This window comes from Aeromonas hydrophila subsp. hydrophila ATCC 7966 (genome assembly GCF_000014805.1).
Taxonomy (GTDB): Bacteria; Pseudomonadota; Gammaproteobacteria; order Enterobacterales; family Aeromonadaceae; genus Aeromonas; species Aeromonas hydrophila.
Genome location: NC_008570.1, coordinates 2,373,792 through 2,385,448, shown reverse-complemented (window position 1 = coordinate 2,385,448; position 11,657 = coordinate 2,373,792). Strand labels below are relative to the sequence as shown.

The following is an 11,657-nucleotide window of genomic DNA, read 5'->3' as shown; positions in this document are numbered from 1 at the left end:
ACTGGGCGGGCAATCCAGTCCAAACGTGCGGAGGGTGGCCTCAGGCCAGCGCGTCCATTCGTTGCCACAGGCGGCTTGCCACCTTGCTGGCCTGCTCATAAAGGGGCGCGACGTCAAAGGCGAACTCGCGATCCTGATAGACCATGCGCCCCTCCACCATCACGCTGTTGACCGAGGATGAGCCCATGCCGAAGGCGAGATGGCCACCCAGGTTGCGCGGTGCCAGCGGGGTCGGTGCGGCGTAGTCGCAAATGGTGAGGTCGGCCTTGTAGCCCGGTTCCAGGCGGCCAAATTTGGCGCCGAAGTTGCGCTCAAGCAATGTGTTGCCGTTCCAGAGGAAGCGGGCAAAGCTGTCGGGCCAGAGCGCCCCGCCGGCATCCTTGTGTTTGAAGTAGGCGAACTTGAGCTCTTCGAGCATGTCGGAGCCGATACCGTCGGTGCCAAGCGCCAGATTGCGATACTCCGGCAGGTGCAGGTTGTAGCCCACGTGGTTGTTCATGTTGGAGCGGGCGTTGTGCACCAGGAAGGCATCGCGGCTGTTGAGCAGCTCGATGTCAGCCGGACTTAAGTAAATGCCGTGGGCGATCAGAGTCTTGCTGTCGACAAGGCCAAACTCGTCCAGCCGGGCGATGGGCTCCTTGCCATGGTGATGGTGGCCGTGAGCCATGTCGTAACGGTCTTCCGCCACATGGATATGCAGACCGCGACCGGTGACCTGCACCGCTTCGCGCAGCATGGCGAGCCCCTCGTCGGGCACGGTGAAGGGGGCGTGGGCACCGATATGGGCCTCCACCAGATAGGGCTCGCTCCCCTTGGCCTTGGCAGCGTCAATGGCCTGCGCAAACAGGATGTTCTCCTCCACCCCGGCCTGCAGCTCGGCGAGGCCGCCGTTGCGATCCGTGGTCTCGAAGCAGGTCATGCCGCGCAGACCCGCCTCCACAAACCCTTTGCGCAGCACATTCAGGGAGCCTTTGATGAAGTTGGGCGAGGCGTGGTGGTCGATCACCGCGCTGCAGCCGCTCTTGATCGCCTCCAGCGAGCAGATGAGGCCGCTGTAGTAGAGGGACTCTTCATCGAGCGCCCGATCGAGCCGCCACCAGAGGTTTTTCAGGGTGGAGATAAAGTCCGGGCAGGGGGCTATGTTGGCCATGATCCCCCGCGACAGGCCGGAGTAGAAGTGGTTGTGGGCACAGACGATGCCAGGCATCACCAGCTTGCCCCCCATCTCCCGATAGGTGGCCTCTGGGTAGAGGGCCCGCAGATTGGGCCCCACCGCTTTGATAAGCGATCCTTCGATGGCGATATCCACCCCTTCCAGCACCCGGGTCGGCTCCAGCTGGACGGCGGTGACGTTTTTCAGAATAAACATGGTTGGCTCCTTCGCTTATTCGTGGTTCGCTCAGGCCGCGACGGCCCCCAGCAGGTAGTGGTGATGAGCATGGACATGGCTGATGATGCGGCACATGTCGCCAAGGGCCGCAGGCGCATCCTTGATCCGGCTCTGGGCGTCTATGGTCAGGCGATAGGTCTCGCCGCCCTGACGTACCCGCAGCTCACCGCCATCAGCCAGATAGAAACCGGGGTTGCGGCTGTTGTCGAAGTCCTCGGGCAGGCTGAAGATGGTGACCTTGTCCTGATAGGGCTTGCCCTGCCAGGGGCAGAACTGGGCGCAGTTGCCGCACTCGTTGCAGTAGGCATCCAGGTGCAATGTCTGGAATTGGTCCTTGAAGCCCGGCACAGCGATGGCGACGTTGGCCCGGTTGGGGCAGACGTCCACACACTTGCTGCAGAGGTAGTTGCACTCGAGGCAGCGGTGCGCCTCTTGCGCCACGAAGGCATCGCGCTCGCTCTTGTCAATCATGGTGACGGCGATGTTTCCCTTGCGGCGGTAGATCTCGTCTTTGCCCGACGGCTGGGTGGTCACGTCACGCTGCTGGCTGGCGATATGCTCGCGGGCCAGCACCAGATCCGCGGCGCGGCGGGCACCACCGATGGCACCGACGATGGAGGATGGGCCGCTTTGCACGTCACCGATGAGGAAGACGTTGCGACGGCTGGTTTCGCCGCTCAGGCTATCCACCTCGGGCCAGCCATCACTGCCAAGAGGAATGCCCATGGCTTTAAGCACCTCGCAATCAGGCTGCTCGCCGATGGCGGTGATCAGGGCATCCATCTGCATCACCTCGGTCTGCTCGGTGGGCACCGGACGGCGGCGGCCTTGCTCGTCAGGTTCCCCCAGCGCCATCATCCGCACGACAAGCTTGCCATCTTTCTCAAAGCCCTCCGGATTGGTGAGGAAGCAAAAACGCACCCCATCCTCCACCGCTTCCAGATACTCCTCGCGATAGGCGGGCATCTCTTTCTCGCTGCGACGGTAGATAACGGTCACATCGCTGACACCGGGCACCTTGAGGGCGGCGCGGGCGCAGTCCATGGCGGTGTTGCCGGCACCGATCACCGCCACATGGCGGCCCAGCGGCAGCGGTTTGCCCTGATTGAAGCTGCGCAGGAAGTTAAAAGACTTGTAGACCCGATCATGTCCCCCTTCGAGGCGCATGCCCCCGTTCTTGTCGGCGCCGATGCCAACGAAGACATAGGTAAAGCCCTGGGCGTGCAGCTTGTCGACGGTGAGCGCCGGATCGCAGCCGAACTCGAACTTGACCCCGTGAGCGGCGACAAAGTCGATGTCGTGCTGAATCAGCTCCGCCGGAATGCGGAACTCGGGGATGATGTGCTTGACCACGCCACCGGCATCCGCTTCACGCTCGAACACGGTGACCGGGTGACCGGCACGGGCCAGGAAGTAACCGGCTGAGAGGCCGGCCGGGCCGGCGCCAATCACCGCCACCGGGTGTTTGTCACCACTGCCTGCCGGTTTGTGCCAGCGCGCCTTGTACCCTTCCCAGCCCCGCTCCAGCGCGACCTTCTTGAGTTCGCGGATATTGAGCGGGCTGTCGTAATCAAGACGGGTGCAGTTGTACTGGCACTGGTGATCACAGATATGGCCGGTGATGGCGGGCAAGGCGTTGCGCTGATAAATCAGCTCAAGGGCTGCCACATACTCCCCCTCGCCCATCAGACGAATGTACTCGGGGATATCCTGATGCACGGCGCAGGCGGTGACGCAGGGCGCCACGTAGCAGTCGGTCAGCGGCAGACCGCCGCCCACTTCGATACGATCCTCGGACTTCCACTCTTTCTGGGTGTAATCCATGGTGAGCGCCTTGGCGGCAAGGGCCTCCAGCTTCTCGACATCAACCTGGGTCATGGCCCAGCTATCGGAGGCATCGATCTCGTTGAGGCACTCAATCTGGCGCAGGTAACCACCTGGCTTGAGCAGGTCGGTCGCCATGGTGATGGGACGAATGCCGGTCTCGAAGATATCGCTGATGTTGAACTTGCTGGCACCACCGGAGTAGGAGATGGGCAGCTTGCCATCGAAGGCGCGGGACAGCACGGCCGCCACGTTGATGGAGAGCGGGAACAGCGCACGGCCGGACATGTACATCTCATCGCCGGGCAGTGCCCCCTTGCGGTTGATGGTGCCCAGGGTGTTGGTGAGCTTGACCCCAAAGGTGAGCCCCTTCTCGGCCCCCAGCGCCATCAGTCGGGTCAGCATCGCCTTGGCCTGATCCAGCTTGAGGTCGTGATCGAACGACGCTTCGCTCAGACCAATGTAATCAAAGCCGCAGGTGTCGAGGATCTCGCGCACCCGCGGGTAGCCCAGCAGGGTCGGGTTGAGTTTCACGAAGGTGTTGAGCCCCTTCTCTTCCAGCATGTAGCGGCAGATGGCCTCAATTTCGTTGGGCGGGCAGCCGTGCATGGTAGAGAGGGTGACGCCGTGCACCAGATTGGCCGGAATGCGCTCCACCAGCTGTTGCAGGCGAGCGCGCCGCGCCCCCAGCCCCAGCTCGGCGATAAACTGCTCGTCGGCCACGAGGTCACGTACCACCTGCTGGTACTCGGCAAATTTCGGATTGCTGCCGGCATCCATCAGGCTGTGGATGAACTGCTGCATCGGTGGCTGTTTGATGCCATCGAGGTTGTACCCCACGCTCATGTTGAAGATGAAGGACTTGGCCTCCCCGTCGAGACGGGGGTCAAACACCTCTTCCAGCAGGTAGAGGGCAAACCAGGCTTTCAGATACTCGTCAAACGCCTTGGGCAGGGTGAACTCGGTGGACCACTCGGTGTTGAAGCACTCGTCTTCGGCATCGATGCAGGGCTTTTCCAGTTCGAGACGGTCCAGGATCTGCACCGTCTTGAGCTCGATAAAGCGCCCGCCAGTCAGCCAGGAGGTGACGATGTTCTGGGCCAGCTGGGTATGGGGGCCGGCTGCCGGGCCGATGGGAGTCTCGCAGGTTTCACCGAACACCTTGATCTTGCGCTCGTCCTGCTTGCGATAGAATTGCGCGGCGGGAATGCCGAAGATGGATTGACTCGCTTTATATTCCGAGAAGATACGGACCAGAAGGTTCTTGAAGGGAACGGGTCGCATAATATCGCCCATGTTGATCTCCTTGCAGCGGCACTGCTCATTGACAGGGTGAATAAATGGGGCCCATCCATAACCACGCATAAAAAGCCCCTTGAAACTGACAGGAGCAACAATCAGGCCAGCGCCGGATCTTTTTATTTTTCAGCCATAAAAACGTGAGGTACCTCCAATTAATAAAACATCGAAAACCGATACCAGTTTCCACAATGAGAGTGGCTATCAACACCGAATTTAAATAATGGAAATGCCGCCCTCACGGCTAAAAATGATCTCACTTTGGCGCGGCGCGCTATCAGTTTGATAAAGAGCGAGGCCATCGCCATTATCAGGCAGGCTAGGATGATAACGGCCGCGGTCGGCCCCTGATAACGGGTTAGACAAGGGGATAGATATGCAAAGCAAGGCTCGGCAAGCCCCTGCCAGCCGACCAGTTCAGCGCTCGAATGCGCCCCTTGCCAGCAGCGCCTGATAGCGCTCCGGGGTGTCCACATCCTGCAGGATGGCGGCGCTCTGCACCTCGATGAATCGGTGGGGATGCGCCAGCAGCCAGCGGCGCACCGAACCCTGTGCCGGCGCCGCCGCCAGCGCCCTGACAAGGGCTCTGGGCAACAGCACGGGGTGGCCCGCCTCCCCCTGATAGGAGGGAAAGAGGGTCTCGTCCCCCCGCGCCTGCCAGAGCGTGCGGTACACCTCGGGGGGGATGCAGGGCAGATCGCCGTGGCTCACGAAGAGGTGATCGCTGCTACAGGCGGCGAGCCCCGCGCGGATGGAGCTGCCGAGCCCTTGTGCATAATCATGGTTGTGTACCAGCCGGATACGGGGGTGATTGGCATAGCGGCTGATCAGCTCATCGGCGCGGTGCCCCACCACCAGAATGACCCGGTCACACAGCACCAGGGCATTTTTGAGACTCTCATCAAGAATCGTGCTCTGGCGATACGGTAGCATCAATTTCCACGCGCCCATTCGTGATGAGAGCCCGGCCGCCGTAATTAGGCAGTCGCACCGCTCGCGCGAATGCCAGTGCTTCTCACTGACCGCGCCTCTATTTTCATCGGTCGTCACCATGGCTATTTCATCACCCATTCTGCTCACCTCGCCAAATATCGAGAGTGTATTAAACCCGCTCACCGAAAATATTGATGGGCGTACCACTTTAATTAGTCTTTGCGGCGCCGGGGGGAAAACCAGCACCCTCTTCTGGTTGGCCGACTATTTCCATCAACAGGGCAAGAAGGTGCTGCTCACCACCAGCACCCGGATGTTTCTGCCCGCCCCCTCCCCTCGGCGCACTCTGCTGATCGAGGCCGACCCCATTCGGCAGCTGACCCGCTGCCAGGCGCTGCCCGATGAACCGATGCAACTGGTGCTGTTCAGCCACCTCGATCGGGCCAGCGGCAAGGCGGTGGGGCCGAGCCCTCAGCAGATCGATCTGCTCAAGGGACAGCAACGCTTCGACATCATCCTGGTGGAGGCGGACGGCGCCCATCACAAGTTATTGAAAGCGCCCGCTTTGCACGAACCTTGCATTCCTCAGCACAGTGATTGGGTGATCGCCCTGGTGGGCGGCGCCATGGTGGGCGCCTGCGCCGACCCGGCGCAGATCCACCGCTGGGCCGAGTTCCAGGCCCTGTGCGGGATTGCGGCCGGTGAACGGCTCGACTGGGCCCTGTTTGACCGGCTCATCGCCCACCCCGAGGGGGCGTTCAAGGGCACCCCGCCCGGGGCGCGACGGATCTGGTTTATCAATGGCGATTATCAAAATGAGCAGCAGTGGCTGCCCGCCCTGATAAACCTGCTGCAACGCCACCCCGAGCTCCACGCCATCTGGCAGGGGGCCGTGCGTGAACCCGGCGCCATTCACCATGTTTGCTGTCGGCCTGCCCCCGAAGCCGCGCAGTCGCTGACCCGTTAAGGATGATACGAGGTACCTTATGAATCTGTTTGCACACGCTGCCCGACTGGAGCAGGAGAACACCCCCTTTGCCATGGCCCAGATCATCGAGAGTCGGGGCTCCACCCCGCGCCATCAGGCCCAGATGCTGGTGATGGCCGATGGCCGGATCCTCGGCACCATCGGCGGCGGCATGATAGAGCGGTTGGTGATCGAAGAAGCAGTGGCCGCCATTGCCGAGCGCAAGCCGCGCATCTTCCACGGCCGGATGGCCCGCAACGGCGAGCATGCGGTGGGCTCGGATTGCGGCGGCGCCATGTCGGTCTATATCGACGTCTACGGCCTGCGCCCCCGCCTGGTATTGATCGGCGCCGGCCACGTCAACCGGGCGCTGGCCCATGCTGCGGCGCCGCTCGGCTTTGATATCCACGTGGGGGATTGCTTCGAGGGGAGCCTCAGCCCAGATCGCTTCCCGGCCGGCACCCATCTGCAGCAGGCCGACACCATCAGCGCGGTGATCGAGAAATTGGCCATCGAGCCCGCCAACTTCGTCATCATCGCCACCAACCACCAGGACAAGGAGGCGCTGGATCGGCTCATCAGCCGTCCCCTCGCCTACCTGGGGCTGCTCGCCAGCAAGCGCAAGGTGCAGACCTTCACCCAGGCCCTGCGCCAGCAAGGGGTGAGTCAGGCCCAACTGCAGCGGCTGCACGCCCCCATCGGCTACAACATAGGTGCCGAGACCCCCGAGGAGATCGCCATCAGCATCCTCGCCGAGCTGCTGCAGGTGAAAAACGGCAAAGCGGGCGGCCTGATGCAGGATGACGTGCGCCTCAAGCGGGATCAGCTGGTGGTGATGCGCGGCTCAGGCGATATCGCCACCGGGGTGGCGCTGCGTCTCTACCATGCCGGCTTCAAGGTGGTGATGCTGGATCTCGACAAGCCAACGGTGATCCGCCGCACCGTCGCCTTCGCCCAGGGGATGTTCGACGGCGAAACCAGCGTCGAAGGGGTACGTGCCAAGCGGGTGGAGAGCGTCGAGCAGGCGTTCGAGCAGCTGGATCTGGGCGTCATTCCGCTGCTGGTTGACCCCGACTGCGCCACCCTCGCCGAGCTCAAGCCCCGCTATCTGGTGGATGCCATCTTGGCCAAGCAGAATCTCGGCACCCACAGGGAGCTGGCCCCCATCACGGTGGCCCTGGGCCCGGGTTTCGAGGCAGGGCGCGACTGCGATGCGGTCATCGAGACCAACCGTGGCCACCATCTGGGGCGGGTCATCTATCAGGGCCCTGCCCAGCCCAATACCGGCATTCCTGGGGTGATCGAGGGGCACTCCGCCCGCCGGGTGGTGCGCGCCCCCGTTGCCGGGGTGATGAAGAGCCTGATCAGGCTCGGCGATCTGGTGCAGGAGGGTGATGTGATCGCCCACGTGGGGGACGCCCCCATTATTGCGCCGCTCTCCGGCATGGTGCGGGGGCTGCTCAGCGATGGCATCGAGGTGACCATCGGCTTCAAGATCGGTGATATCGATCCGCGCGGCGAGCGGGCCGATCCCACTACCGTCTCTGACAAGGCGCGCGCCATCGGTGGCGCCGTGCTGGAGGCCATGATGCATCTGGCCCAACGCAGATAAGAGAGTGTTCTTAAAACCAGAAGGGCCCGCCATGATGGCGGGCCCTTTTTATTTTTGCTGGCAATCGGCTTAGCCCTGCTTGACCCGGGTCTCCCCCGCCACCGACACCGCGGAACGCTTGCCCTTGCGGCTGATGACGATAAGCGCCAGCACGATAAGGGCGATGCCGCTCCCCTCCACCGGCCCCGGATTTTCACCGAGCAGCCACCAGGAGAGCAGCACGCCGCTCACCGGCACCGCCAGGGTGCTGAGCCCGGCGATCCCCGCCGGCAGCTTTTTCAGCACGAACAGCCAGAGGCTCCAGGCCAGCGCCGTGGCGAAGATGGCGCTATAGGCGAGCGCACCAAACACATAGGGCTGCCAGTCGATGGGGCGCTCCGGCACCAGGGCCGCCACCAGCGCCATCACCAGGGTGGCGTAGATCATCTGCCAGGTGGTGAGGGACATCAGATCCACCCCGGGGTGGCGGGCATACATCCGCTTGGCGATGATGGCGCTGATCCCCCAGCAGATCCCGGAGGCAATGCCCAGCAGCGCGCTCTTCATGGAATCCAGGTGCAGCTGCCAGGGCTCGATCACCAACAGCAGGCCGCAGGCGGCCACCCCGACCGCCAGATAGTGCAGCTTGCGCATCCGCTCACCCAGAAAGAGCGCCGCGAAGATCACCACCCAGAACGGCATGGTGTAACTCAGAATGGCCACCTTGCCTGCCCCGCCGCTGATCAGCGCCCACTGGGCCAACCCCACCATGCCGCAGGTCTGGAACAGGGCGATGGCGAGGGTATAGCGAAACGGGGTGGGTTTGAGATAACGGCGGCCGCGCAGGCACTGTACCAGCAGCAACACCAGGGATCCGCACAGGCAGCGCAGGGCGGTAAACTCGAACGCCCCCGCGTAGAGCATCACCTGCTTCATCACGATCCAGCTGTAACTCCAGATGGCGGTGAGCAGGACCAATCCCCCCAGCGCCGCCATGTTCAACTTGCTATTCATTGTGCTGCCTTGTTGCTGCGGTCAGTGCGTCCGCCATTCGGGGCGCCATCTTACTCCTCTGCCGTCCCCCTGCCCACCGCGGATAAGAGCTGGCCGGCCCATGCTTTCCCTCTGCCAATCCCCTGTACCAGCCAACAGAAAGGGGGCCTTGGGCCCCCTGTTTGCAACCATCAAAGGCGAGGCTACAGGCTTATCAGGGTGCCGGTCTTGCCGGCAATGCCGTCGGCCGCCTTCTCCAGCAAGGTGATCAGGGATCTGCGCCCCGCCATGGAGGTGGCGAACGAGAGCGCCGCCTCCACCTTGGGCAGCATGGATCCCTTGGCAAACTGTCCCTGTGCAATAAAGCTGTTGGCATCGGCGACGCTCAGCTGATCGAGCCACTGCACATCGGGTTTGCCGAAGTTGATGGCCACTTTCTCCACCGCGGTGAGGATGATCAGCATATCGGCATCGATCAGCTCCGCCAGCCTGGCACTGGCCCAATCCTTGTCGATCACCGCGCTGGCACCGCGCAGGTGGTTGCCCTCCCGCAGCACCGGAATGCCGCCGCCACCAACGGTGATCACCACCTGACCGGCGGCCAGCATGGCGGAGACGGTCTCTTTCTCGATGATATCGATGGGTTTGGGGGAGGCCACCACCCGGCGATAGCCACGGCCGGCGTCCTCTTTGAGCCGCTCGCCCTTGGCCATCAGCGCCTCGGCCTCCTCCTTGCTGAAGAAGCCGCCGATGGGCTTGCTCGGGTCGAGGAAGGCAGGATCGTTTTTATCCACCTCCACCTGGGTCACCAGGGTGGCCACCGGCTTGTGAATACCGCGCGCCAGCAGGGCCTCGCGCAGGGCGTTTTGCAGGTCATAGCCGATGTAGCCCTGGCTCAGGGCCACGCAGACCGACATGGGCAGATGGGGCGCCTTGGGATCGTGGCGGGCCGCCACCTCGAACGCCTGCTGGATCATCCCCACCTGGGGGCCATTGCCGTGGGTCACCACCACCTCGTGCCCCTGGGCAATCAGGTCGGCAATGGTGCCTGCCGTGCTCTGCACCGCCTTCATCTGCTCGGGCAGGTTGTTGCCCAGCGCATTGCCGCCAAGGGCCAGTACGATTCGCTGTTTCATCTTGTTATCTCCAGTGAGGGGACAAGCCGGCGCGATACCGGCCCACCTTTCGTTGTGCACATAAGCTTGCGGGTCAGTCTGTTTCGAACGGATTGTCAGCCTGCCACCGCAGGGCAAGGCGAGTACCGATCCGGCGCCAACTCAGGGTCAAAGGGCGCTCTGGCCAGAAAGCGGCCATTACCACGGCGCCCCAGAAACTCGCCGTCGCGGGCCACTGTCTCGCCGCGGCTCAGGGTCAGCCTGAGCCGGCCGGGGCAGCGCATCCCCTCGTAGGGGCTGTAGTCGCCGTTGTCGTGCAGCAGTGGGTGAGAAATCAGGGTGTCACCGCGGGGATCCATCACCACCAGATCGGCGTCAGACCCAAGTTGCAGGTTGCCCTTGCGCGGCCAGAGGCCAAACAGACGCGCCGGGTTGGCGCTGGTGAGGGCCACAAAGCGCGACGGCGAGATGCGCCCGCCGAGCACTCCGTGGGCAAACAGCAGCAGCATCCGGTTTTCGACCCCAGGCAAGCCGTTGGGGCAGCGGCTGAAATCGCCGCCGGAGAGGGTCATGCGCTGGGCGTGGGAGAAGTTGCAGTGATCGGTCGCCACCGTGTCGATGTCACCAGCTGCGATGCCGACCCACAGCTTGTCCTGCTCGCTGCGCCCGCGCAGCGGCGGACTCAGCAGGAAGTCGACCCCGTTCTCCTTGTAATAACACTGCTCATCGAGCAGCAGATATTGCGGGCAGGTCTCTACCCAGACCGGCTGGCCCTGACGGCGCGCCAGTTTCAGATACTCCAGCCCCAAGCCGTTGGAGAGATGGACGATATAGAGCGGCGCATTGCCCGCGAGCCCCGCCAGATTGATCATCCGGGCGATCGCCTCCGCCTCACACTGCAGCGGACGGCTTTGCGGGTGATACCAGGGTTCATGGTGACCCGCGGCCAGCAGGGCCGCCCGCCGCGCCGCGATGGCGGCATCGTTCTCGGGGTGGACGGTGGCGAGCGCCCCCACCTCTTTGAGGCGGGCCAGGGCACGCAGCACGTCGTGGTCCCCCAGCTTGTACTGGTAGGTGAGATAGAGCTTGAAGCTGCTGATCCCCTCCTCCTGCACCATGGCGGCCATCTCGTGGAGGATGGCGTCATCCACATGCTGAACAACGCCATGAAAGCTGTAGTCGATCACCGCCTGCTCGGCGGCGTAGTCGTGATAGCGGGCCAGCTGGTGATGCAAATTGCACCCTGCCGGGCCAAATCCCATGTGATCGACGATGGTGGTGGTGCCACCACAGGCGGCGGCACGGGTACCGCTGAAAAAATCATCGCAACTGCGGGCAATCCCAACATCGATGTTGAAGTGGGTATGGACGTCGATACCGCCCGGCATCACGTAGCAGCCGCTGGCATCGATCAGCTCGGTCTCGCCATCGGGCTGGATATCGGCGGCGCGCTCAAGGATCACCCCGTTCTCGATCAGCAGATCCTGACGATATTCACCCTGCGCATCGACCAGCACACCGTGTTTGATCAGCCGTTTCATCCCC

Annotated in this window: 8 protein-coding genes; 2 read left to right on the top strand and 6 right to left on the bottom strand. The window is 63.0% G+C overall.

What is annotated here, in order from left to right:
- Positions 1 to 40 precede the first annotated feature (40 nt).
- From ssnA to mocA, 3 genes are all read right to left on the bottom strand, one after another.
- A complete protein-coding gene (gene ssnA / locus AHA_RS11000) occupies positions 41 to 1,369 on the bottom strand; it encodes a putative aminohydrolase SsnA (protein ID WP_011706028.1) in 1,329 nt (442 codons plus the stop codon).
- 30 nt (positions 1,370 to 1,399) lie between these two features.
- Positions 1,400 to 4,510, bottom strand: a complete 3,111-nt coding sequence (gene ygfK, locus AHA_RS10995) for a putative selenate reductase subunit YgfK (RefSeq protein WP_011706027.1) — start codon at positions 4,508 to 4,510, stop codon at positions 1,400 to 1,402.
- Between the two features lie 420 nt (positions 4,511 to 4,930).
- On the bottom strand, positions 4,931 to 5,566 hold the full coding sequence (mocA, locus tag AHA_RS10990) for a molybdenum cofactor cytidylyltransferase (RefSeq protein ID WP_256681961.1): 636 nt from the start codon (positions 5,564 to 5,566) through the stop codon (positions 4,931 to 4,933).
- Here mocA and yqeC point away from each other — a divergent pair.
- Together yqeC and yqeB are read left to right on the top strand one after the other, a co-directional pair.
- Positions 5,565 to 6,413, top strand: a complete 849-nt coding sequence (yqeC, locus tag AHA_RS10985; protein ID WP_011706025.1) for a selenium cofactor biosynthesis protein YqeC — start codon at positions 5,565 to 5,567, stop codon at positions 6,411 to 6,413. The two genes, mocA and yqeC, sit on opposite strands and share 2 nt — an antisense overlap.
- A 19-nt stretch (positions 6,414 to 6,432) precedes the next feature.
- Complete coding sequence (gene yqeB / locus AHA_RS10980) at positions 6,433 to 8,025, top strand: selenium-dependent molybdenum cofactor biosynthesis protein YqeB (RefSeq protein ID WP_011706024.1); 1,593 nt, start codon at positions 6,433 to 6,435, stop codon at positions 8,023 to 8,025.
- A gap of 69 nt (positions 8,026 to 8,094) precedes the next feature.
- On the opposite strand, the gene AHA_RS10975 is transcribed toward yqeB, so the two are convergent.
- The 3 genes from AHA_RS10975 to hydA form a co-directional block, all read right to left on the bottom strand.
- Complete coding sequence (locus AHA_RS10975) at positions 8,095 to 9,018, bottom strand: DMT family transporter (RefSeq protein ID WP_011706023.1); 924 nt, start codon at positions 9,016 to 9,018, stop codon at positions 8,095 to 8,097.
- Positions 9,019 to 9,200: 182 nt separating this feature from the next.
- Positions 9,201 to 10,133: a carbamate kinase gene (gene arcC / locus AHA_RS10970; protein ID WP_011706022.1), complete on the bottom strand. Its 933-nt coding sequence runs from the start codon at positions 10,131 to 10,133 to the stop codon at positions 9,201 to 9,203.
- Positions 10,134 to 10,228: 95 nt separating this feature from the next.
- Entirely contained in the window at positions 10,229 to 11,653 is a 1,425-nt protein-coding gene (gene hydA, locus AHA_RS10965) for a dihydropyrimidinase (RefSeq protein ID WP_011706021.1), read from the bottom strand.
- Positions 11,654 to 11,657 lie beyond the last annotated feature (4 nt).

Excerpts from the sequence above, each read along its gene's own strand:
- ssnA (WP_011706028.1), bottom strand. The coding sequence starts at position 1,369 with ATGTTTATTCTGAAAAACGTCACCGCCGTCCAGCTGGAGCCGACCCGG.
- ygfK (WP_011706027.1), bottom strand. The coding sequence starts at position 4,510 with ATGGGCGATATTATGCGACCCGTTCCCTTCAAGAACCTTCTGGTCCGT.
- yqeC (WP_011706025.1), top strand. The coding sequence starts at position 5,565 with ATGGCTATTTCATCACCCATTCTGCTCACCTCGCCAAATATCGAGAGT.
- mocA (WP_256681961.1), bottom strand. The coding sequence starts at position 5,566 with ATGGTGACGACCGATGAAAATAGAGGCGCGGTCAGTGAGAAGCACTGG.
- yqeB (WP_011706024.1), top strand. The coding sequence starts at position 6,433 with ATGAATCTGTTTGCACACGCTGCCCGACTGGAGCAGGAGAACACCCCC.
- AHA_RS10975 (WP_011706023.1), bottom strand. The coding sequence starts at position 9,018 with ATGAATAGCAAGTTGAACATGGCGGCGCTGGGGGGATTGGTCCTGCTC.
- arcC (WP_011706022.1), bottom strand. The coding sequence starts at position 10,133 with ATGAAACAGCGAATCGTACTGGCCCTTGGCGGCAATGCGCTGGGCAAC.
- hydA (WP_011706021.1), bottom strand. The coding sequence starts at position 11,653 with ATGAAACGGCTGATCAAACACGGTGTGCTGGTCGATGCGCAGGGTGAA.